Genomic DNA, 23,116 nt, shown 5'->3' on the forward strand with positions numbered 1-23,116 from the left:
CAGGGGCGGCGGCTACTCCGTGGAGCCGGCCGCGGGGCGGGGCGGCCGGGGTGGCCCCGTTGTCTGCGGTGACCCTGGTGACCTGATCCGCCGTCTCCGTCCGGGCCGCTGAGCGAGCCACCCCATCCCGACGCCGACGAGGGACGTCACCGTGGTGACCTCCGTCAGCTCCATCGCTTCCCCCGGTGCTACATGCACCACCGCGGTTACCGCGTGGTAGAGGACGGTGACGCCGAACAGCGCGTACCCGGCACCCCACAGGCGGGGCCTTGCCACCGTTCCGGCCATCCAGGAAGGCATCCACAACGAGGTCGCCGCCATGGTGCCCACGGCGAGGCAGAAGAAGGCGGTGACGAAAAGCAGCACCGGCCGGCCCCGCCGGCGCCCTGCCGACGGCGCCCGGGCAAGCCCTGACACGGCCGAACGGTCCCGGGTAAGCGGGTGAAGCCTGAGCCGCCTGTCACCGCGCGGGGCATACATGAGGGCCCCGGCCATATCCGGCCGAGTCGGCGGACATGACGCGCGCTGGAGGCGAGTGATGAACGTAAGAGCCGGTGAGAACGGCGGCACGATCCACAAGGTCCCGGTCCTGATCGTCGGCGGCTCACTGGTGGGACTGTCGACCTCGCTGTTCCTGGGCCGCTTGGGGGTGCGGCACACCTTGGTGGAGCGCCACGCCGGCACCTCCATCCACCCCCGGGGGCGGGGCAACAACGTACGCACGATGGAGCTGTACCGGGCGGCGGGCATCGAGTCGGCGATCCACGAGGCCGCGGCCACGCTGGCCGACAACCACGGCATCCTGCAGACGCCCACCCTGGTCGGTGACGCGGGCGAGTGGCTGTTCCGCGAGATCGATCCGGGCGGCGGAATGGCTCGGTTCAGCCCGAGTTCCTGGTGCCTGTGCAGCCAGAACGACCTGGAGCCGGTCCTTCTCGACCACGCCAAGAGGCTCGGCGGCGACCTGCGGTTCTCCGCCGAGATGATGTCGTTCGACAACGATCCCACCGGCGTCACCGCGATCGTCAAGAGCCGGGAGACCGGTGAGCACACCACCATCCACGCCGACTACCTGGTCGCCGCCGACGGCCCTCGAAGCCCCGTTCGGGAACAGCTCGGCATCGACCAGAGCGGCCCGGGCGACCTGTTCCACAACGTCAGCATCACCTTCCGCTCCCGCCGCCTGGCCGACGTGGTGGGCGATCGCCGTTTCATCGTCTGCTACCTGACCAGCCCGGACGCGGACGGCGCCCTGCTGCCGGTGGACAACCGCGAGAACTGGGTCTTCCACGCCCCCTGGCACCCCGAACACGGCGAAAGCATCGAGGAGTTCACCGACCAGCGCTGCGCCGACCACATCCGCCGGGCGGTCGGGGACGCGGACCTCGACGTGGAGATCACCGGCAAGGCTCGTTGGCACGCCGCCCAACGCGTCGCGCGGTCCTACCGGTCGGGCCGCGTCCTGCTGGCCGGTGACTCGGCCCACGAGATGTCCCCCACCGGGGCCTTCGGCTCCAACACCGGCATCCAGGACGCGCACAACCTCGCCTGGAAGCTGGCCGCGGTGCTCGACGGCTGGGCAGGGGAGGGACTGCTGGACACCTACGACGCCGAACGCCGTCCGGTGGCGGAGGCGACCACCGCCCGCGCGGCGGCCCGGTCGGCCGAGCACAGCCACCCCGGCTTCGCCCCGCCGCCCGCGGCCGGCGGTGGCGGCGGGCCACAGCGCGGCATCCTCAACGTGGCTCTCGGCTACCGCTACCCGAACGGCGCCGTGGCGGGCACCGATCCCACGGCCGCGGTGGTCCCGGAGAAACTCGCGCTGGCGGGCGAACCCGGCAGCAGGGCGCCCCACCTGTGGGTACGGCACCAGGGCGAGCGGATCTCGAGCCTCGACCTCTACGAGCGGTCCCTGGTCCTGCTCAGCGACGCCGGTGAGCCGAGCGGGTGGCACGAGTCCGCCATCCGTGTCGCGGAGCAGATGTCCATCCCGCTCACCTCGTACCGGGTGGGGGCCGGGGCCGGCGCCGAGCTGACACCCGAGGACGGCGCGGACTGGCTGGAACGGCACGGCATCTCCCCCGGAGGCGCCGTGCTCGTCCGGCCCGACGGCTTCGTGGCCTGGCGATCGCCGGAACCCGTCCCGGATGCCGAGGCGACACTTCGTCATGTCCTGACCACGGTCCTGGCACTGACCTGACCGACCTGACCCGGTGAAACGTGCAGGCCGACAGCCAAGGGTGGCGGCCTGCACGTTCCGCCGGAAGGCGCCGAGGACAGGGGCCGTTCGGACCCCGGGCCGGTCACCCACGTAGTCCATACGAATCGCGCGCCGGTGGGGACCGGCACAGGATCGAATCACGCTCGCTGCGGATCAACGCGACCGAGGTTCGCAGATTCCCTCCCGCGAAGGAGATGTGCCCAGGATGACCACCACGCCTGTCCCCGCTTCATCACCGCTGACGCTTCAGGGGGCGCAGCGTGTCTCCCAGTCCGTGTTCGACGGCTCCAGGCTCCGGGTCGTCCTGCTGGTGGACGTCCACGACGGTGCCCAGCGGCAGTTCCTGGAGGCGTACGAGCAACTCTGCAACCAGGTCGCGTCCGTGCCGGGGCATGTCAGCGACCAGCTGTGCCAGTCGATCGAGAACCCCTCCCAGTGGCTCATCACCAGCGAGTGGGAGAGCGCGCCCCCCTTCCTCACCTGGGTGAACAGCGAAGAGCACGTGCGGATGGTGGAGCCGCTGCACAGCTGTGTCCGGGACACCAGGTCGCTTCGCTTCCATGTCGTCCGCGAGACCGGCGGACCGGCCGCGGACGCCCGGGCCGGCGAACGCAGTCTCCAGGCGGCACCGCGGATCGGTGACGGCGTGATCCGCCACGCGCTCACGTTCACCATCAAGCCGGGCAAGGAGGCGACCGTCGCCAAGATCCTCGCCGACTACGCCTCCCCCCAGCCGAAGGTCGACGACAACACCCGGCTGTGCCGCACTTCCCTGTTCATGCACGGCAACCGGGTGGTGCGGGCCATCGAGGTGCGGGGCGACCTGCTCGCCGCGCTGCGCCACGTCGCCCGGCAGCCCGAGGTGCGAGCCGTCGAGGAGGCCATCAACCCGTATCTGGAGCAGGACCGGGACCTCAACGATCCGGAGTCCGCGCGGGTCTTCTTCACCCGGGCCGCGCTGCCCGCAGTCCACCATGTGACGGCGGAGCAGGAGGACCCGGCTGCGGAACGGCACGCGTTGCTCTATCCCGCCCGGCCCGACTGCGGCATGCGACTGGCCGAACTGCTCGCGCAGCGGGACGAGGCTGCCGCGAGCGATCCGCGCAGCCCGGTCCTGCGCAGCACGATCTTCCAGCGCGACGACGTCGTGGTACGGCTGATCGACGTGCGCGGCGGACTCGACGCCGGCGACCCCGAGCTGCTCCTGGGCCTCCCGGACCCCGCTCTGGTCGCCGAGCTGACCACGTTCCTGGACGGCAGCACCGGTGCGGCCGCCTCCGCGCCGAACGACGGTGACTTGAGGCGCTTCCTCAAGCTCGCCCGCATGGACCTCGTCACCGACCGCCGTTCACCCGACGCCTGATCCGCCCCCCGCACGCATCGCGGCGGCCACGGCCCCCTGTCGACACAGCACACGATCGGAGCAACGTCGTGACCAAACCCCGTCCCAGAATCGTGGATCTCCGCGAGGTGGAGCCCAACACCCGGCGTGGCGGCGATCTGCGCGCCATGCTCACCCCCAACACGGTCGGCTCCACCAGCGGGTTCATGGGCGTGGCCATCGTGCAGCCCGGCGACCGCATCGCCGAGCACTACCACCCCTACTCCGAGGAGTTCATCTACGTCGTCTGCGGCCAACTGGAGGTCGACCTGGACGGCGAGCCCCAGCCGCTGCAGCCCGAGCAGGGGCTCATGATCCCCGCCCACATGCGCCATCGCTTCCGCAACGTCGGCAACGTGGAGGCCCGTCTCGTCTTCCACCTCGGTCCGCTGGCACCGAGCCCGCCGCTCGGCCACGTCGACACCGAGGAGACCGACGCCGTCCCGGTCCGGGTGGAGGAAGTTCCCGCGGGCGCCGACCGGGCGGCCGAACGACGTCAGGTCCGGTCATGACCAGGCGGGTCGCCGTCACCGGCATAGGCATCGTCGCACCGGGCGGCGTCGGCGTACCGGCGTTCTGGGATCTGCTGTCCCAGGGGCGCACCGCGACGCGCGGCATCACCTTCTTCGACCCGAGCGGTCTGCGTTCACGGATCGCCGCCGAGTGCGACTTCGACCCGGCGGCCCTCGGTCTGAAGGCGGAACAGATCGCCCGGTGCGACCGGTACATCCAGTTCGCCCTGGTCGCCGGGGAGGAGGCGGTGCGGGACTCGGGCCTCGACCTCGACCGGGAGGACCCGTGGCGCGTCGGGGTGTCCCTGGGCACCGCGGTCGGCGGCACCACACGACTGGAGTCCGACTACGTCCTGGTCAGCAGCGGTGGCGAGCGCTGGGACGTGGACCACCGAGAGGCCCGACCGCATCTGCACCGCGCGTTCTCGCCCAGCACACTCGCCTCGACGGTGGCGGAGCGGTTCGAGGCGCGCGGGCCGGTGCAGACCGTCTCCACGGGCTGCACCTCGGGGCTCGACGCGGTCGGATACGCCTTCCACACGATCGAGGAGGGCAGAGCCGACGTGTGCATAGCCGGCGCCTCGGACTCGCCCATCTCACCGATCACCATGGCCTGCTTCGACGCGATCAAGGCCACCTCCCCCAACAACGACGACCCCGCCCATGCCTCGCGCCCGTTCGACGCCGACCGCAACGGCTTCGTCATGGGTGAGGGCGGCGCCGTACTGGTCCTGGAGGAGCTCGAACACGCCCGGGCCCGCGGCGCGCACGTGTACTGCGAGCTCAGGGGCTACGCGACCTTCGGCAACGCCTACCACATGACCGGTCTGACCAGCGAGGGCCTCGAGATGGCCCGGGCCATCGAGGACGCCCTCGACCACGCGCGGCTCGACGGCACGGCGATCGACTACGTCAACGCGCACGGATCGGGCACCCAGCAGAACGACCGTCACGAGACCGCCGCGGTCAAGCGGGCCCTGGGACAGCACGCCTACGACACGCCCATGAGCTCCATCAAGTCCATGGTGGGGCACTCCCTCGGCGCGATCGGTGCGATCGAGGTCGTCGCCTGTGTGCTGGCCCTGGCCCACCAGGTGGTACCGCCCACCGCGAACTACGAGACACCGGACCCCGAGTGCGACCTGGACTACGTCCCGCGCGTCGCTCGCGAACGGAGACTGAACGGCGTGCTCTCCGTGGGCAGCGGGTTCGGCGGCTTCCAGTCCGCGGTGGTCCTGACCCGGCCGAGGGAGAGGACACCATGAGCGAACCGCATCCACGGCGCGCCGCCGTCACCGGAATCGGTGTGGTCGCGCCCAACGGCACCAGCACCGAGTCCTTCTGGAAGTCCACCCAGGAAGGCATCAGCGTCCTCGACCGGATCACTCGCGAGGGCTGCGCGCACCTGCCGCTGCGGGTGGCGGGCGAGGTCCGGGACTTCGAGCCGTCGGCGGTGGTCGAGGAACGCTATCTCGTCCAGACCGACCGGTTCACACACTTCGGGATGGCCGCGGCCGACCTCGCGCTGGAAGACGCCCGCATCGGCTCGGCCGACACCGGCGAAGCACCGTTCTCCGTGGGCGTGATCACAGCGGCTGGTTCCGGCGGCGGGGAGTTCGGGCAGCGGGAACTGCAGCAACTGTGGGGCAAGGGACCGCGCTTCGTCGGTCCGTACCAGTCCATCGCCTGGTTCTACGCCGCCAGCACCGGCCAGATCTCCATCCGCCGCGGCTTCAAGGGCCCCTGCGGTGTGATCGCCTCCGACGAGGCCGGCGGTCTGGACGCCGTCGCGCACGCGGCGCGGGCCGTGCGGCGTGGCACCGACGTGATCATTGCGGGCGCGACGGAGGCGCCGCTCGCCCCCTACTCGGTGGTCTGCCAACTGGGCTACGAGGAGCTGAGCACCGCCGACGACCCGACGCGCGCCTACCGCCCGTTCACCGACCAAGCGTGCGGCTTCGTACCCGCCGAGGGCGGCGCCATGCTGGTCGTGGAGGCGGAGGCCTCGGCGCGGGAGCGGGGCGCGCGGGTGCGGGCCACCGTCGCCGGCCACGCGGCGACGTTCACCGGCGCCTCCCGTTGGGAGCAGTCCCGCGAAGGGCTCGCCCAGGCCATCCGCGGTGCCCTGGACGAGGCCGGCTGCGCCCCCGAGGAGATCGACGTGGTCTTCGCGGACGCACTCGGCGTACCGGAGGCGGACCGTGCCGAGGCGCTGGCGATCGCCGACGCTCTCGGCGCGCACGGCGGGCGGGTGCCGGTCACCGCGCCGAAGACCGGCATCGGCCGCGGCTACTGCGCGGCGCCCGTGCTGGACGTCGCGGCGGCCGTGCTCGCCATGGAGCACGGCCTGATCCCCCCTACCCCCAACGTCTTCGACATCTGCCATGACCTCGACCTCGTGACCGGCCGAGCCCGTGTCGCCGAAGTGCGCACGGCGCTGGTCCTGAGCCGGGGCCTCATGGGGTCGAACTCGGCGTTGGTGCTGCGGCACGGCGCGGCCGCCGTCTCGCGATGAGGCGACCCGAAGCGACAAAGGAGAAGAACCGCATGAGTGAACACATCACCGTGGAAGAGCTGTCCGAGCTCATGAAGAAGTGCGCCGGGGTCACCGTCGCTCCGCAGGAGCTCCAGCAGCAGTACGAGGCCGGCTTCGACACCCTCGGCGTCGACTCGCTGGGCCTGCTCGGCATCGTGGGCGAGCTGGAGAACCGGTACGGCACGCCGATGCCGCCGGACGCGGAGCGCTGCAAGACGCCGAAGCAGTTCCTCGACCAGGTCAACGGTGCCCTGATGACGGCGGGAGCGTGACATGGCCGGACACACGCAGAACGAGATCACCATCGCCGCGCCCCTGGACCTGGTCTGGAACATGACCAACGACCTCGCGAACTGGCCCCAGTTGTTCAGCGAGTACGCCTCCGTCGAGATCCTGTCCCGGGAGGGCAACCGGACCACCTTCCGGCTGACCATGCACCCGGACGAGAACGGAACCGTGTGGAGCTGGGTCTCGGAGCGGGAGCCGGACCGAGAGAAGCTCAGTGTCCGGGCCCGCCGGGTCGAGACGGGACCGTTCGACCACATGGACATCCACTGGCGGTACGAGGAGGTCCCCGGCGGCACCCGGATGGTGTGGACACAGGACTTCGCGATGAAGCCGGAGGCGCCGGTCGACGACGACTGGATGACCGACAACATCAACCGGAACTCCAAGGTCCAGATGGCCCTGATCCGGGACAAGATCGAGAAGGCGGCCGCCGGGCACGAGCCCGCGTCGGTCCTGGCGGACTGAGTGGAGAGGGCGGATCCGATGCACCAGGCTCTGATCGTCGCTCGGATGGCTCCGGGCTCGGCTCCCGACATCGCCAAGGTGTTCGAGGAGTCGGACCGAGGAGAGCTGCCGCACCTCGTCGGCGTCGTCCGGCGCAGCCTCTTCCAGTTCGGCGATGTGTACATGCACCTGGTCGAGTCCGAGCGCGAGCCCGGTCCGGCCATCGCCAAGGTCACCGGACATCCCGCGTTCCGGGACGTCAGTGAGCGCCTGTCGGCGTACGTCAGCGCGTACGACCCCGATACCTGGCGGTCCCCGCAGGACGCCATGGCGCAGCGTTTCTACCTCTGGGAGCGCGATCCGGCCGGCTGACCGACCGACCACGAACGGCCGCCGGGCCCGCGACGCTGCGGGCCCGGCGGCCGTCTGTCTGCTCTGTCTGCTCTATCTGCTCCGTCCGGGGGATGGGTGGGTCAGCCCGGGACGTGGCAGTCGAACGCGTGCAGGTAGGGGTTGACCGGCCGGATGTCGTCGATGACCAGGCCCGCCTGGGTCAGTCGGCCGACCATGCTCTGGGTGGTGTGCTTCGCCCCTCCGACGTTGAGGAGCAGCAGCAGGTCCATGGCGGTGCTGAACCGCATGGAGGGCGTGTCGTCGACGAGGTTCTCGATGACCACGATGCGCGCGCCGGGGCCTCCCGCCTCGATGACGTTGCGCAGCGTCCGGGCGGTGCTGTCGTCGTCCCACTCCAGGATGTTCTTGATGATGTAGACGTCGGCCTTGACCGGGACGGCCACGCGGACGTCGCCGGGCACGATGCGGGCGCGGTGTGCGAGGTCGCCCTCGCGCAGCCGCGGCACGGCGTTCTCGATGACGCGCGGCAAATCGAGCAGACTGCCGTGCATCGAGGGGTACTTGTCCAGCAGGCTCGTCACCACGTGCCCCTGGCCCCCGCCGATGTCCGCGACCGACGTGCTCCCCGACAGGTCGAGCAGAGCCGCGACATCCCGCGCCGACTGCTCGCTGGAGGTCGTCATGGCACGGTTGAAGACCGCGGCCGACTCGGGGGCGTCCTCGTTGAGATAGGTGAAGAACTCCTTGCCGTACAGGCCCTCGACCACGTTGTGGTCGGTGCGCACCGCCTCGTCCAGCTTCGGCCACGCGTCCCAAGTCCACGGCTCGGTGCACCACAGGGTGATGTTGCGAAGGCTGTGCGGATCGTCCTCGCGCAGCAGCCGGGACATGTCGGAGTGTGCGAACATCCCGTCCGGCCGTTCGGTGAAGACGCCGTAGCAGGACAGGGCCCGCAACAGCCGTCGCAGCGGCCCGGGTTCGGTCTTCACCGCGGCCGCCAGGTCCGCCACGGTCATGGGGCTGTCACCGAGTGCGTCGGCGATCCCCAGCCGGGCGGACGCGCGCAGGGCGGCCGCGCATGCCGCCCCGAACGCGAGTTCTCGCAGCCGCATGGACGGCGGTGGGGCAGTCTCAGCGGTCGTCATGTGCCGCCTTCCTTCCTTCTTGGGTCCACGAGTGGTGACGGTCGGCCGGTCAGCACAGACCCGCGGGCCGGGACGCCAGACAGGTGTTGCCCTCGAAGACGTTGTCCTTGCCGGTGTCCGCGTTGACGATGTCCGCCGGGGAGTTGCCCTCCAGCTTGTTGTCGCTGATCCGGTTCCGCTCGCTGGTGGCGCCGACGAAGCTCTTGAACAGCACGATGCCGCCGGAGAGCGGGGAGGTGCCGACGTTCTCCGTGATCACGTTCCGTGTCACCAGGCTGTCCTCGGCGCCGGTCAGGACGATGCCGGAGCCCTGCAGGGCGTCCAGCCGTGCGGTCTTCGGACAGGACTTGTTGTTGCGCGCGATCCGGTTGTCGCTCACGGTCACGAAGCCGGCCCTCGGCTGGTTCTCGTCCCCGACGACGAACACCGCCGCGCAGTTGCCGGTGAGGCGGTTGTGCGCGACGGTGAGGTTCCGCAGGCGTCGGACGGTCACGCCGATCCGGTTGCCCTCCAGCCGGTTGCGTTCGACCACCGTTCCCCCGGTGTCCGTCGCGCCCTGCTCCTCCTTGATCGTGTTGGCGAGGAACAGACCCGCGTCGCCGTTGTCCTTGGCGGTGTTCTCCCGGAACACACCGCGGACCGACTCCTCCTGGGCGATGCCCCACACCCCGTTCTTCACCGCCGTCACGTTCCGCACGGTCAGCCCGTCCGTCGCCATGGCGAACACCCCGGTCCCGGTGAAGCCGGACACGGTCAGGGAGGCGACGGTGACGCCCTCGACCTTGCTGTCCTTCGCGCCGATCACGCAGATGCCGTTGCCGTTCCCGGCGCAGGTGTGGGCGGTCTTGTCCGTGCCCGGTTCGATCACCGTGCTCGGGCCCGAGCCGCGCAGGGTCAGCCCGGGCGTGGTCACCTTGACACTCTCGCGGTAGGTGCCGGGCTTCACGAGGACGGTGTCGCCGGATCGGGCGGTGTCCACCGCTTTCTGGATGGACTCCCCCGGGTTGACCACGTGGGTCGAATGAGCGGGGACCGGCGGAGCGGCCCCGAGCCCCGCACCGACGACCGCTACAGCGCATGCCAAGTACGAAATGCGTCTTTTATTCATATTCGGGACAGTAAGCCCGAGGGTCCACGGACGGCCGGGATGGGCCATCCGGCGGCGTGTCATGTGTGGGGTCCGCGGTGTCACCGAGGAAACGGGAAAGGCCGGCTGGGCGCCAACGGCGCCAAGCCGGCCTTTCCCGTGGGAACGGTCAGTCCGTGCCGAACTCCATCGCGGCCCGGTCCAGCACCGCGTCGTCCTCGGAGACCTCACCGCGGGAGGCGATGGCCTCGGCGCCGCCCTGCGGCAGCTCCGGCATGGTGCCGATGAGCCCGGTCGCGGCGGCCTGGGCGGCGCCGATGGTGGGGCTGCCGGTGCCGATCAGGCCGAGCCCGGCGTACTGCTCCAGCTTGGCGCGCGAGTCGGCGATGTCGAGGTTGCGCATGGTGAGCTGGCCGATGCGGTCCACCGGGCCGAACGCCGAGTCCTCGGTGCGCTCCATGGACAGCTTGTCCGGGTGGTAGCTGAACGCCGGGCCCGTGGTGTCGAGGATCGAGTAGTCCTCACCACGCCGCAGCCGCAGCGTCACCTCGCCGGTGACGGCCGCGCCGACCCAGCGCTGCAGCGACTCGCGCACCATCAGTGCCTGCGGGTCCAGCCAGCGGCCCTCGTACATCAACCGGCCGAGGCGCCGACCCTCGTTGTAGTACTGGGCCAGGGTGTCCTCGTTGTGGATCGCGTTGACCAGACGCTCGTACGCCGCGTGCAGCAGAGCCATGCCGGGCGCCTCGTAGATGCCGCGGCTCTTGGCCTCGATGATCCGGTTCTCGATCTGGTCCGACATGCCCATGCCGTGGCGGCCGCCGATGGCGTTGGCCTCCATCACCAGATCGACGGGGGAGGCGAAGTCCTTGCCGTTGATCGTCACCGGGCGGCCCTGGTCGAAGCCGATCGTCACGTCCTCGGTGGCGATCTCGACCTCGGGGTCCCAGAACCGCACGCCCATGATCGGCTCCACGGTCTCCACGCCCGTGTCGAGGTGCTCCAGGGTCTTGGCCTCGTGGGTGGCGCCCCAGATGTTGGCGTCGGTGGAGTACGCCTTCTCCGTGCTGTCGCGGTAGGGCAGGTCGTGGGCGACGAGCCACTCCGACATTTCCTTGCGGCCGCCGAGCTCGGTCACGAAGTCCGAGTCCAGCCAGGGCTTGTAGATCCGCAGACGGGGGTTGGCGAGCAGGCCGTACCGGTAGAACCGCTCGATGTCATTGCCCTTGAAGGTCGAGCCGTCGCCCCAGATCTGGACGCTGTCCTCGAGCATCGCCCGGACCAGGAGGGTGCCGGTGACGGCACGGCCGAGCGGCGTGGTGTTGAAGTAGGCACGGCCGCCCGAGCGGATATGGAAGGCCCCGCAGGTGAGCGCGGCCAGCCCCTCCTCGACCAGCGCCGCGCGGCAGTCGACCAGGCGCGCGATCTCGGCACCGTAGGTCTTCGCGCGGCCGGGCACCGAGGCGATGTCGGGCTCGTCGTACTGGCCGATGTCGGCGGTGTAGGTGCACGGGACGGCGCCCTTGTCGCGCATCCAAGCGACCGCGACGGAGGTGTCGAGGCCGCCGGAGAAGGCGATGCCGACGCGCTCGCCGGCGGGAAGGGAGGTGAGGACCTTGGACATAGGAAGAGTATGCATGATCTCGCATGATCATGCAAAGGTCCGAGTTCATCCTCCTTCTCTCAGCGATGAAGCCGAGAAGGCAGGCCTCGCAGTGGGCCGGCGACCGAGGCGCGGGCCCCCGACAAGGGGATCACCCACAACGGTCGTCAGAGGCGGCCGTACTCACCGGCAGGCCGACTGCTTCGCCAACCAGCTCCCGGCTGCCTCCAGGGCGCGGTCTCGGCCCGCTCTCCCAGGACGCCGAGCACTGACGATCTCCTCGTCCGGAGGGATCGGCGCCTCGTACGTACGCCCGGAACGATCCGCGTCCTTGACCTCGGTGAGGTTCAGGATCGCCCCGTCGGACAGTCGGTGCGCCTCGTTTCCGGTGGGAACACCGGCGGTGCGCTCACCGAAGAACCGGGTGTCCGGCCGGCCGCGGAAGGCCACCACGACCGCCTCACCCGCGCTGGCCGTCATCCCGCCGGTCAGCACCGCGACCGGCGCATCGGCGTTGCCGACCGGCTCGCCGCCGCCCCAGCCGGCTGAGCTGCCCGCGTAGCGCGGGCCGCCGTCCTCGATCGTCCACACCGACTTCTTGCCGTCGGCGTCCACGAACATACCCACCTCGCCGTCCCCGAGGATCGGCCCCACTACGGCCAGCATGGGCCACATGTTCCCGCCTCCGTTACGCCGGAGGTCCACCACCCAGCCGCACGCGCGCGGCCGGTCCGCCTCCGCCACGGCCTTTCGCCCCAGCCGCACATAGCGCTCGTAGGACTGCTCCGACCGTTCCTAAAGACTGAGCGGGAGTGAGTCCTGTTGCCAGGACCCCTGCTCAGCCGGGTGCTCCGAACGGTGTTGGGCACCCTGGTCGCCCGCTTTCGCTCCACGGTCCGGCGGCGCGCATCCGGTGCGCGGTCCGGGGATGTGGGGGCGGGTTTCCTCACGCCGTCGGGCTTCCGGTCGGGCCTGGGCGGTCCGATGCCCACGACGATCACTCTGGTCGTCGTGGGGCGGTGCCGTCCGTCGCCGGATCGGGTGTCCGAGGGCGCGTCGCCCGACCGCGATGCTCGCCGCATCGTGCCGGGACGGTCTACGTCGTGGGGTGGTCAGTGGCTGCTGCCAGTGCTGGGCACCCCACCGGGAGGTGTAGGCGGGGTCGACCGCAACGATCGCGATGTCCTGTTCGGCGGCCATCGACACCAGCCGGGCTTTCAGTTTCGCGGTGGGGAAGCGGGCGAGCAGGCGGCGGAAACGCTTGTTGCGGCCGTGCTTCTCCCGGCTTGTGCCCTCGCGGAAGTCGAGGTCTTCGATGGCGATCGCGGCGACCCCGGTGCGGCGGGTGTGGTGCAGGAGCCGGGTCAGTGCGTGCCGGATCTGTGCGTCCCGGTGCTCGCTGCTGCCGGTGAGGTCGTAGAAGTAGCGGCGTGGTTCGCCGACCGGGTTGCCGTGCACATCCAGACGCCAGCAGGCGAGGTGGTCGTCGTTCATGTCCACCCCCACCACACCCCGCGCCAGCGCCGCCTCAATCGGCAGCACCGGTACGGCGGCACGCTGCCACGAGGCGGTCACATACCAGCGTCCGCGCACCGTGTCGTGGTGAATGCGGTAAGCGACCGCCCGGTTCGCGGTGACCCGGTCCCGCCACTCCTCACCCCGGTGCTTGAACGCCACGGTCGCATCCAGCAGATACCGGCCGTGCGACGCGTTGGCAAGATGGGCCAGCGGGGCTGGCAACTTGACCGAGAGCTGTCCGGTGTCGGTGATACGGATCGTCTCGTTGCCGAAGCGCTTGCCGGACTCTCCGTCGGCGGCCAAAGACATCCGCTCCGCCCGCCACCGCTCCCGCCACGCTGCTTCGTCCAGCCCGGCCGCCTCCAGATGGTGGCGGGCGTGGGCGAGGCGCTTGCCGCCGCGCACCACCCGCACCCGACCCGCCACCCAGTCCGCCTCCACCACCGCCAACCGGTCCTTCAGGGTCTGCAGGCGCCGGGACTTGGCATGCCACACACCACGCGAGGCATACCCACGCACCAGCCCCGCCCGCTTGTCCGCCTTGGCGCCCAGCGGCCGGCCAAGCCGCGCCTCCACCGACGCAATCTGTCCGCGCAGCCAAGAAAGATGGGTGGCCTGCCCGCGCCTCGCCAGCGCCCACTGGTCATGCGTGGCCTTGGTGATACTGCCCGCCCAACGCGCCGACGACCTCCCCGTCAGCTCCCGCTTACGCACCGCCCACGAGGCCGCATCATGCGTCACACCCTGCCGTGAGCGCTCCGCGAGATCCCCGGCCGCCAGCGAACCCAGGAACATCCCCACCTCGGCAAGCACCGCCGCGTCCGCCCCGCTCACCCGCAGCCGGTCCCGCACCGCCACCCCGGCCGGACCGGGCACCACGAACGACGCCGCCAACTCCCGCAGCCCACCCACCCGTACACCCCCGACCCCGATACGAAGACCCCATCACCGCAGTCAACGACCACCACCCACAAAGGTCACCCATTCGACCCAAGAACTCACGTTCCCCACAGGCGGGCGAACTCAGAACACCCCTTGGCAGCAGAGAACACCCCCAGCGCACCGCGGACGACCGGACCCACACATCCAGCCTCGGCACTCACTCACACTCACCCAAACTCACTCCTGCTTACTACTCCGCCAGCAGCTCCGAACCCCTGTACCCCCGGAAGGACCACATACCCGACGCGACCGCTCATGGACCAGCCCCGGAGACCGGCGAAGGTCTCGACCGGGGCTTCGAGTTCGTCCTCGACCTGCTCCGGCTCGAAGAACGAACTGTGCCCGTCCCCCAGGGAGTTGAGGGCCGAGCGGATCGCCACGTAGGTGTCCGCCGGTTTCTGCGCGCTGCGCGTCTGCGCGAACGCCCTCTCACGCGTCTTCGGCCAGTCGGTCTCGTGACGGAGGAGGGAGTTCTTCTCCATCAAGGTCAGCGCCCCGGACAAGTAGGACCGGGCCTCGGGCGCCATGTCCGGCCCCGACGGTCTGTCGTCCTGTCTCGTGCACCCCGTCCCCGCGACGAGAACACCGGCGAGCGCCGCCCAAGCCATACCCACCGAACATCCCCGCCCCATACCGCCCCCTGAACCCGTGACCCGACTGCCCCTGACCAGCACCCACCCACCCGTCAGCCGTCGAAGCGCCGCCGCGAGGCGTCGATGTGACCGAGGTACCGGTGGGTCCAGTCGCACATTCCGTTGACCGTCTCCCTAAGGGCCCGGCCCGGCTCGGTGAGGGTGTACTCGACCCGTGGCGGGACCGTGGGGTGCACTTTCCGCTCCAGCAGCCCGTAGCGCTCCATCATGCGCAGGTTCTGGGTGAGCATCTTGTGGCTGACGCCGTCGATCTCGTTCCGCAACTCGCTGAAGCGCAGGGTGCGATCACCCAGAGCTTCGATGATCAGAAGCGCCCACTTGTTGGCGACGTCGGAGAAGATCTCCCGCGCCAGAGAATCCGCGCGCCGCAGGTCCGCTTCGTCGGCCGAGCCCCTGAACTGCTTGGTCACCATAGGGTTCCCCAGTCACCGAAAAGTGCGTTCTTCCATGTCAGCGCCCACTCTCCTATGGTTCCCGAGTCACCACAAGAGACCGAACAGGACAGAGGAGAGCAGGCACATGGCAATCACCCTTGTGAACCCCGACGGACTGCCGAAGATCGACGTCTACCGGCAGGTGTCGATCGCGACCGGGTCGAAGCTGGTCTTCATCGCCGGACAGGTCGCGTGGGACGCCGAAGGAGTCACCGTCGGCGAAGGCGACCTCGCCACCCAGGTCGAGCGGAGCTATCTCAACGTCGGCACCGCACTGGCCGAGGCCGGCGCCTCCTTCGACGACGTGGCGAAGCTGACCGTCTACGTCGTCGACTGGACCCCCGACAAGATGCCCCTGCTCCTGGAGGGAGTCGCGCGGGCCTCCGCGAAGCTGGGCACCACTCCGATCGCACCGGCCACGCTCATCGGAGTGGCGACCCTGGACGTACCCGAGCATCTGGTCGAGGTCGAAGCCACCGCGGTCCTCGACTGAGGCGCCGCGTTCGCCGTACCGACGAAGGCGTCACCCTCTCGGGGTACCGGCCACCGGGTCCGCCCGAGTGTCGACTACGGTTCACCCGACGGTTCGCTCCAGTCGCGTGCCCCCTTCGTTACGGTCCCTTGACGGCCCCTTTGTGATCGGTCACAATTCCGACATGAATGTGACCGGTCACACAAGCCGTCCGGCGAGCATCAGGGATGTCGCGTCCGCCGCCGGGGTCTCGTACCAGACCGTGTCCCGGGTGATCAACGGCCATCCCAGCGTCAAGCCGTCCACCCGGGAGCGGGTGCTCGCGGCCATCGACGAGCTGGGCTTCCGCCGCAACGCCACCGCACTGGCCCTGGCCAGCGGGCGCAGCAGGGCGGTGAACGTGCTGACCGCCAACACCACCCACTACGGCAACGCCTCGATCCTGCAGGGCATCGAGGAGGCCGCGCGTGCCGCCTCCTACGCGGTCGGGATCCAAGTCCTCGAATCGGCGGACGAGGCGGCTGTCACCGCCGAGGTGCGGCGGGCGGCTGACACGGGCGGCGGTCTGATCGTGGTCGCCTACGATCCGGCGGGTGTACGGGCCCTGGGTGCCGTCCCCGCCGGAGTGCCGGTCGTCGGCGTGGTCGAGACCCCCGCGAGTCCGCCCGGCGGCGACCGCCCCTGGGTGTGGGCCGACGACCGCGAGGCCGCCCACGAGGCGACCCGTCATCTGCTCTCCCTGGGCCACGAGACCGTGCACTACGTCGCCATCCCGTCCAGCACCCGGCGCACCAGTGCCCGCACCACCGGCTGGCGCCAGGCACTGGGGGAGGCCGGAGCACCGGAACCCCGTCCCGTGCAGGGCAGTTGGGGTCCGGCCGGAGGCCACGCGGCGGGCCTGAGGCTGGCGAAGGACCCGGCCGTCACCGCGATCCTGTGCGGCAACGACGACCTCGCGCTCGGGGTGCTGCGGGCCCTGCACGAGTCCGGCCGGTCCGTCCCGGGCGAGGTCAGCGTGGCCGGGTTCGACGACGCCCCGCACTCCGCCTATCTGACCCCGTCGCTGACGACCGTACGCCTGGACTTCACCGGCCTCGGACGGGCCGCGTTCGCCCTGCTGCACGGGGTGTTGGAGGCGTCCGCGCAGATCGCCCCGCACCCCGTCTGCGTACCGGAGCTGGTGGTCCGGGAGAGCTCGGGGCCGCCACCGGCCGATCGCTGAACAGCCCGTACGCGCACCGCTGTTCCGCGTCCCGTTTTCTGGCTCTGCGGCAGGAAGAGCCCTCAGCGGGTCACCCGGTCATCCGGGCGATCCAGGACCGCGCGGACAGGGGTCGGCATCTCGTCCTCGCGTGCGCCGCGTACGCCGTGGTGACGAGCCTGCAAACGGTCGACGTGTTCCGCGTCGGCCTGCGAAAGATCGTGCCCGAATCACCAGTGGAGCCGTCAAGTGACCGGAGGTCCAACAGCGTGATCACCCCCACCCGCACGACCACCAGCACGAGAGCGCGAGCCAGGTCCCGTACGAGAACCGCCCTCCTCACCGCCGTCCTGGGAGCAGCAGCCATGGCGGGCACTCTTCCCGCCGCCGGATCCGCGGCGGCCGTCGCCGAACCGCAGCGCCTCACCGTCGACCTCAAGGCCTCCGAGGGCCCGGTGATGCGGGGGGCCAACGGGGCGTTGTACGGCCTCAGCGACGACGGGGTGCCCAGCGACGCGGCCCTCGCCCCGCTGAAGATCACCAGCATCTCGCAGAAGCCGGAGGGCGGCGCCCAGCACCCCAACGGTGACGCGCTCTCCGTCTCCAGGTCGTTCTTCCGCAACGGCGGCGGCGAGATCAACGTCATGATGCAGGACATCTATGCCAAGTGGCCCTATGAGGACCTCGGCATCGACGACTACCTCCCCAAGGTCGACAAGATCGTCAAGGAGGTGGCGGCCGACCCGAACAGCGACCGCTTCGTCTACATACCGTTCAACGAGCCGGACCAGATCTGGTACCAGCTCGGCGTCTCCGACCAGGCGCGGTACGAGGTCAACCGCGACCGGTTCTTCAAGGACTGGAAGGCGGTCTACCAGCGCATCCGGGCGATCGATCCCGACGCGAGGATCGCCGGCCCGAACGAAGCCGGTTACCACACACGCCTGTTGACCGACTTCCTCGCCTTCGCGAAGCGCGAGAACGTGCTGCCCCAGGTGATGACCTGGCACGAGCTGGGCTCCGGTTCGCTGCGGGACTTCCAGGGCCACTACGACAACTACCGTTCGATCGAGCGGGATCTGGGCATCGCACCCCTCAAGATCAACATCGATGAGTACGCCAACCGCCGCGATCTTTCGGTGCCGGGGCAGCTCGTCCAGTGGGTCTCGATGTTCGAGCGGAACAAGGTGTACGCCAACCAGGCCTACTGGGATGCCGCCGGGAACATGGACGGCAATGTCGTCCGGTCGAACATCCCCAACGGCGGCTGGTGGTTCTTCCGCTGGTACGCGGGACTGACCGGCGACACCGTCAAGGTGACCCCGCCGCAGGCCGACACCATCGACACCCTCCAGGGTCTCGCCTCCCTCGACACCTCGCGCCGCCAGGCCCAGGTGCTGCTCGGCGGCTCCGCCGGGGACTCCGACGTGGTGGTCCGGGGCGTCTCCCGGTCCGTCTTCGGCCGCGCGGTCACCGCGACGGTCGCCGAGGCCGCGTGGTCCGGCTACGAGGGGCAGCACGCGACGCCGCGCGTCCTGGCGCGGACGAAGGTCGAGGTGGCGGCCGACGGTTCGGTGACCGTCCCGCTGCGCGGCCTGCACAAGATGTCCGCGTACCGGATCGTCCTCACCCCCGGCGGCTCCGGGGCCCCGTCCGCCGCCCCCGTCCCGTGGTCCGCCTCGTACGAGGCGGAGGACGCGGCCATCACCGGCGGGCAGGTCTACACCCAGGGCACGGTCAGCAACGCCAACGGCTACGCGGCGTCCGGGACGAAGGACGTCGGCTCGCTGAACCAGGCCTCCAGCAAGGTCGACTTCTCCGTGACCGTGCCCAGGACCGGGACGTACGACCTGGCGATCCTCTACGGCAACCAGTCCGGCGCCCCCGCCACCCAGAAGCTGTCGGTCGACGGCGCCTCCCCCGTCACGGTCACGTACCCGTCCACGGAGAACTGGACCTACCGTGCGAAGAAGGACCTGCCGGTCCGCCTCACGGCCGGCACCCATGTGCTGTCGCTGGCCAAGGGCGACGCCGAAGTCACCCTCGACCGCGTCGACCTGACCGCGCGTACCGGCGCTCCGTCCGCCTCGTACGAGGCCACCCTGGCGGACATCGACGGGAAGCCGAAGTACGACTACTCCTCGTCGGCCGGGGTGGGCACGGGCGCCCTGGTCCTGCGCGACGGGGACCAGGCGGTCTTCGACGTGTACGCCCCGCGTGACGGCTACTACACCGTGGTGCCGCGGGCCTCGGCGGCGGTGCGGCTCACCCTGCACGGCGAGCGGGTCACAGCCGCCCCCGGCCGGCCCCTGCGGCTGTATCTGGTCGCGGGCAACAACCGAGTCGCGGCGACCGCCGGGCACGCCTCCGTGCGTTCCCTCGACGTCTCGGGCGACGGCTCTGCCGCCGGCACGCTCTCCTACGAGGGCGCCTCGGCCACCCTGGCGGGCGGCGCGAAGCTCGTCGACTCCCCGTACGCCTCCGCCGGGTCGCACATCGGGCAGCTCGGCAACAGTGCCGACAGCACCGCCGAGTTCACGGTGCGCGCCCCCGAGTCCGGCCGCTATCTGCTGGTCGTCCACTACGCGCACAACGACCGGCGCGACAACGGCCACGCGTACAACACGGACATCATGTCCCGAACGGCGGACGTCACGGTGGGAACCGCCGCGCCCAGAAAGGTCACGTTCAAGAACACCTGGAGCGTGAACGACTACTGGACGCTGGGCATCCCCGTCGACCTGCGCAAGGGCGCCAACAGTGTGACGTTCGGCAACGCGAGCGGGTGGGCGCCGAACATCGACCGGATCGAGCTGGGCCGGGTCGCCGGTCGGCCGTAGCCCGTCACTGACCTTCCTCCACCCGGCGGTCGGCGGGCTCGCGCCCGCCGGCCGCCGGGCCACGTACGGGCAGAGGCCGGCCGTGCGACGAAGGACGCGCGATGTCTTGACGTGTTCATTACCGTCGTCAAACATGCCCTGAACCCGATTGCTTCTGGTCGGTTCTGTGAATCCCCGTGTCATGGAAGGGAGTTACGTGTTCAACCGACATCGCATCGCCCAGGCGTTGGCGCCCACCATCCCCCTGGTGCTCGGCGCGGGCCTCGTCACCGCCCCCGCCGCCGCGGCCGCGGACACGCCGACGCCAACGCCGAGCGCGGTCACGGTGCGGATCGACCCGTCCTACCGGCAGCAGGAGTTCGAGGGGTGGGGGACGAGTCTCGTCTGGTTCGCCAACGCCACCGGCGGCTACCCGGAGCCCATCCGAAGACAGCTGGTCGACATGCTGTTCGGCGAGGACGGGCTCCGACTCAACATCGCCCGCTACAACATCGGCGGCGGCAACGCCCCCGACGTGCGCAAGGACTACATGAAGGCCGGCGCGACCATGGAGGGCTTCTGGAAGGCCCCCGAGGGGACCACCCGGCAGGACACGGACTGGTGGGATCCGAACAATCCGGACCACTGGAACTGGAACGCCGACGCGGGCCAGCGCTGGTGGGTCGACCAGATCAAGAAGAAGGTCACCCGCTGGGAGGCGTTCAGCAACTCGCCGCCCTGGTTCCAGACGGTGAGCGGTTACGTCTCCGGTGGCCTCGACGCCGGCACGGACCAGATCCGCACGGACCGCGTCGACGACTTCGCCACCTACCTGGTGCGCGCGAGCGAGCACCTGGAGCAGGCCCACCACATCGAGTTCGACACGATCGACCCGCTCAACGAGCCCAACACCACATACTGGGGAACCCAGTTGGGAGCGGACGGGCAGCCCACGGGAGGACGTCAGGAAGGCGCGCACGCCGGACCCGAGCTCCAGCAGAAGGTGGTCCTCGCTCTCGACGACGCGCTCGCCCAGGCGAAGACCGGCGCCAAGGTCTCCGCGATGGACGAGACCAACCCGGGCATCTTCACCCAGAACTGGAACGCCTACGGCCCGTCGGCGCGAGCCGCCGTCGACCAGCTGAACGTGCACACGTACGGCACGGGGATGCGCACCAGCGCCCGCGACATCGCCAAGGGCGCTGACAAGAAGCTGTGGATGAGCGAGGTCGAGGGCACCTGGGGCACAGGCACCGACTTCACCGGGATGGACCCCGGACTCGGGATCGCCACCCGGATGGTGGACGACATGCGTGAACTGGAGCCTTCCGCCTGGGTGTTCTGGCAGCCCGTCGAGGACGCCATTCCGCAGGCGGCGGCCGGCAAGAACTGGGGCAGCATCCACGTCCCGTTCAACTGCACGGCCGAGGACACCCTGGAGAGCTGTCCGATCCGGGCCAACTCGAAGTTCCACACCATCCGCAACTTCACCCACTACATCCGCCCCGGCGATCACTTCGTGAAGGTCGACGACCCGTCCAGCGTCGCGGCGGTGCGCAAGTCCGGCCGCGCGGCGACCGTCGTGCACGTGAACGGCGGTACGTCCGCGCGCTCCGTGACCCTCGACCTGTCGCGCTTCGGCAAGGTCGCGCCGGGGGCCACCGTCACACCCGTGGTGACGAGCGAAGGCGGCGCCCTCGTACGCGGCACACCGGTCCACGTCACCGACCGCTCGGCCACACTCGACGTCCCCGCGAAGTCGGTCACCACCTTCCAGGTCGACGGCGTCAGCGGCGTGGCCAAGGACGCCGCGCTCGTCCGGTCCGGCCATGTCTACCGACTACAGGGGACGCAGAGCGGGAAGTCGTTGGCCCCGTCGGACGACGGCAGTGGTGTCGTCATCCGCTCGACCGACGCCGACAGCGCCGAACAGCTGTGGTCCGTCCGGCAGTTGACGCCGGGCACCGACAACCGCGAGCGCTACGCCCTGACCAGCGCCACCAACGGCCGGCGCCTCACGGTGCGCGACAACCAGGCCGTCCTGGAGGACCCGGGCGGCACCCGGGCCGGCGAGGCGGCGCAGTGGATCATGTCGACGACCGGTGACGGCAGTTGGACCTTCGTGAACGTCGCCACCGGCCGTCTCCTCGATGTCGCCGGGCAGTCCTCGGCGGACGGCGCCAAGGTGTCCACGTACACCCCGACCTCGGCGGCGAACCAGCGCTGGAGCGTCACCGACGAGACCGTGCTGCACACCGAACCGGCCGACGCGTTCACCGTGCCCGGCCTGGCTCCGAAGCTCCCGGGGACGGTGACACCGGTGTACCGGGACGGCGCCCGCGGCTCACTGCCCGTGGTGTGGAGCCTTCCGCCCGACCGGAAGTGGCGCGATCCCGGGACCGTACGCGTCACGGGCCGGGCCACCGATCCGCTCGGGCGGACGATCCGCGCGACGGCGGTGGTCACCGTGGACACGATCGGCTCGACCCTCCCCGGCCGCGCCAAGACGTACACGGGCAAGAGTCCGGAGTTGCCGGCCACGGTCGTCGGAGTCGGCCGGCACGGCGGCCGGACCGGGCTTCCGGTGACCTGGGATCCCGCGCCGGCCGGGGCGTTCGACACACAAGGCGTCGTGACGCTGCGTGGCGTGGCGCGGGTGGTCGGCGGCGGCACCGTCGACGCGAGGGTACGGGTGCAGGTCACGCCACCGGCTCAGACCAACATCGCGCCCGACGACGATGTCTCCGTCGCGGCCACGTTCACCGAGAGCGGCTACTCCGCGGAGGGGCTGCGCAACGGGAACCTGTCCGAGAAGGCCTGGTCCAACTGGAAGGCGGGCACCAAGAACCCGTCCGACACGGTCACCTTCACGCTGCCGAAGGACCGCGACCTGACCCGCCTTGTCGCGCACTTCCACCGGGACGGGAACACCGCGTCCTTCCCCGCGAGCCTGAAAGTGCAGGTGCGCGGCGCCGAAGGCGGGGCGTGGGTCGACGCGAGCGGCGACATCGAGGTGGGGACCGAGGGATCGCCGGTGGTCGACGTCCCGGTGACGGCAGGACCGTCGAAGGGGGTGCGCGTGGTCATGACCGCCCGCCAGGGCGGCTACATCACCATGAGCGAGATCGAGGTGTACGCCAAAACGCCCGGAGTCTCCTCGGACGCCGCCGCCGCGTCCATCGAGGTGGCGGGCGTCCCGGTCGCGTCGTTCGATCCCGGCACGCACGACTACCGGGTCGTCACCGCCGATCCGGGCCGGGCGGTGGTCACGGCGATCGCGCGCGACCCCTACGCGACCGTGTCGGTCGAGACGACCCGCGGGCCCCGTCGGACCCTGGCCGTCGTCTCCGTGACCAGTGAGGACGGGTCGAGGACAGGGACGTACCGGATCGAAATCGCACGAAGCTGAGGTCCCGCGCGGGGCGGGGAGCGGTTGGCGCGCTCCCCGTCCCAACCCGTCGCCGAAGGGCGGCCGTTGAGAGGACGGAAACCCGACGTGTTCGACT

Annotated in this window: 20 protein-coding genes; 12 read left to right on the forward strand and 8 right to left on the reverse strand. The window is 70.3% G+C overall.

Features of this window, described 5'->3' with window-relative positions; all coding sequences use genetic code 11:
- Window positions 1–12: 12 nt before the first annotated feature.
- Window positions 13–366, reverse strand: coding sequence for a hypothetical protein (locus OHA64_RS04515; protein ID WP_405608137.1), 354 nt, complete (start codon window positions 364–366; stop codon window positions 13–15).
- Between the two features lie 172 nt (window positions 367–538).
- Between OHA64_RS04515 and OHA64_RS04520 the strand changes: the two genes are divergently transcribed.
- From OHA64_RS04520 to OHA64_RS04555, 8 genes are all read left to right on the forward strand, one after another.
- Window positions 539–2,200 carry an FAD-dependent oxidoreductase gene (locus tag OHA64_RS04520; RefSeq protein WP_405608140.1) on the forward strand — a complete coding sequence of 554 codons (1,662 nt, stop codon included), beginning with the start codon at window positions 539–541 and terminating at the stop codon, window positions 2,198–2,200.
- Window positions 2,201–2,426: 226 nt separating this feature from the next.
- Window positions 2,427–3,584 (forward strand): SchA/CurD-like domain-containing protein, encoded by a 1,158-nt coding sequence (locus OHA64_RS04525; RefSeq protein ID WP_405608143.1) that lies wholly within the window; start codon window positions 2,427–2,429, stop codon window positions 3,582–3,584.
- 68 nt (window positions 3,585–3,652) lie between these two features.
- Entirely contained in the window at window positions 3,653–4,114 is a 462-nt protein-coding gene (locus tag OHA64_RS04530; protein WP_405608146.1) for a cupin domain-containing protein, read from the forward strand.
- Window positions 4,111–5,379 carry a beta-ketoacyl-[acyl-carrier-protein] synthase family protein gene (locus OHA64_RS04535; protein WP_405608149.1) on the forward strand — a complete coding sequence of 423 codons (1,269 nt, stop codon included), beginning with the start codon at window positions 4,111–4,113 and terminating at the stop codon, window positions 5,377–5,379. The genes OHA64_RS04530 and OHA64_RS04535 overlap by 4 nt, the downstream gene beginning before the upstream one ends.
- Window positions 5,376–6,629 carry a ketosynthase chain-length factor gene (locus OHA64_RS04540; RefSeq protein WP_405608152.1) on the forward strand — a complete coding sequence of 418 codons (1,254 nt, stop codon included), beginning with the start codon at window positions 5,376–5,378 and terminating at the stop codon, window positions 6,627–6,629. Before OHA64_RS04535 ends, OHA64_RS04540 begins: the two co-directional genes overlap by 4 nt.
- Before the next feature lie 32 nt (window positions 6,630–6,661).
- Window positions 6,662–6,922, forward strand: coding sequence for an acyl carrier protein (locus OHA64_RS04545; RefSeq protein WP_405608155.1), 261 nt, complete (start codon window positions 6,662–6,664; stop codon window positions 6,920–6,922).
- 1 nt (window position 6,923) lies between these two features.
- On the forward strand, window positions 6,924–7,403 hold the full coding sequence (locus OHA64_RS04550) for an SRPBCC family protein (protein ID WP_405608158.1): 480 nt from the start codon (window positions 6,924–6,926) through the stop codon (window positions 7,401–7,403).
- 18 nt (window positions 7,404–7,421) lie between these two features.
- Window positions 7,422–7,754 carry a TcmI family type II polyketide cyclase gene (locus tag OHA64_RS04555; RefSeq protein ID WP_405608161.1) on the forward strand — a complete coding sequence of 111 codons (333 nt, stop codon included), beginning with the start codon at window positions 7,422–7,424 and terminating at the stop codon, window positions 7,752–7,754.
- A 101-nt stretch (window positions 7,755–7,855) separates the two neighbouring features.
- Here OHA64_RS04555 and OHA64_RS04560 read toward each other — a convergent pair whose 3' ends face one another.
- The 7 genes from OHA64_RS04560 to OHA64_RS04590 form a co-directional block, all read right to left on the reverse strand.
- Window positions 7,856–8,881, reverse strand: a complete 1,026-nt coding sequence (locus tag OHA64_RS04560) for a methyltransferase (protein ID WP_405608164.1) — start codon at window positions 8,879–8,881, stop codon at window positions 7,856–7,858.
- Between the two features lie 49 nt (window positions 8,882–8,930).
- Complete coding sequence (locus OHA64_RS04565) at window positions 8,931–9,989, reverse strand: nitrous oxide reductase family maturation protein NosD (protein WP_405608167.1); 1,059 nt, start codon at window positions 9,987–9,989, stop codon at window positions 8,931–8,933.
- A 148-nt stretch (window positions 9,990–10,137) separates the two neighbouring features.
- Window positions 10,138–11,592 (reverse strand): argininosuccinate synthase, encoded by a 1,455-nt coding sequence (argG, locus tag OHA64_RS04570; RefSeq protein ID WP_405608170.1) that lies wholly within the window; start codon window positions 11,590–11,592, stop codon window positions 10,138–10,140.
- A 162-nt stretch (window positions 11,593–11,754) separates the two neighbouring features.
- Window positions 11,755–12,336 (reverse strand): S41 family peptidase, encoded by a 582-nt coding sequence (locus tag OHA64_RS04575; protein WP_405608173.1) that lies wholly within the window; start codon window positions 12,334–12,336, stop codon window positions 11,755–11,757.
- A gap of 30 nt (window positions 12,337–12,366) precedes the next feature.
- Window positions 12,367–14,001, reverse strand: coding sequence for an IS200/IS605 family accessory protein TnpB-related protein (locus tag OHA64_RS04580; protein ID WP_405608176.1), 1,635 nt, complete (start codon window positions 13,999–14,001; stop codon window positions 12,367–12,369).
- A 197-nt stretch (window positions 14,002–14,198) separates the two neighbouring features.
- Window positions 14,199–14,645 (reverse strand): hypothetical protein, encoded by a 447-nt coding sequence (locus tag OHA64_RS04585; RefSeq protein ID WP_405608179.1) that lies wholly within the window; start codon window positions 14,643–14,645, stop codon window positions 14,199–14,201.
- A gap of 71 nt (window positions 14,646–14,716) precedes the next feature.
- Entirely contained in the window at window positions 14,717–15,097 is a 381-nt protein-coding gene (locus tag OHA64_RS04590) for a winged helix-turn-helix transcriptional regulator (protein WP_405608182.1), read from the reverse strand.
- Window positions 15,098–15,203: 106 nt separating this feature from the next.
- On the opposite strand from OHA64_RS04590, the gene OHA64_RS04595 reads away from it, so the two are divergent.
- The 4 genes from OHA64_RS04595 to OHA64_RS04610 all read left to right on the forward strand — a co-directional run bounded on the left by OHA64_RS04595 (window position 15,204) and on the right by OHA64_RS04610 (window position 23,019).
- Complete coding sequence (locus OHA64_RS04595; RefSeq protein WP_405608185.1) at window positions 15,204–15,611, forward strand: RidA family protein; 408 nt, start codon at window positions 15,204–15,206, stop codon at window positions 15,609–15,611.
- 163 nt (window positions 15,612–15,774) lie between these two features.
- Window positions 15,775–16,812 carry a LacI family DNA-binding transcriptional regulator gene (locus tag OHA64_RS04600; protein ID WP_405608188.1) on the forward strand — a complete coding sequence of 346 codons (1,038 nt, stop codon included), beginning with the start codon at window positions 15,775–15,777 and terminating at the stop codon, window positions 16,810–16,812.
- A gap of 344 nt (window positions 16,813–17,156) precedes the next feature.
- Window positions 17,157–19,631 (forward strand): CBM35 domain-containing protein, encoded by a 2,475-nt coding sequence (locus OHA64_RS04605; RefSeq protein ID WP_405623864.1) that lies wholly within the window; start codon window positions 17,157–17,159, stop codon window positions 19,629–19,631.
- Window positions 19,632–19,812: 181 nt separating this feature from the next.
- Window positions 19,813–23,019 (forward strand): glycoside hydrolase, encoded by a 3,207-nt coding sequence (locus OHA64_RS04610; RefSeq protein ID WP_405608191.1) that lies wholly within the window; start codon window positions 19,813–19,815, stop codon window positions 23,017–23,019.
- Window positions 23,020–23,116 lie beyond the last annotated feature (97 nt).

It is taken from the genome of Streptomyces sp. NBC_00076 (assembly GCF_045041235.1).
In the GTDB taxonomy this organism is placed as follows: domain Bacteria; phylum Actinomycetota; class Actinomycetes; order Streptomycetales; family Streptomycetaceae; genus Streptomyces.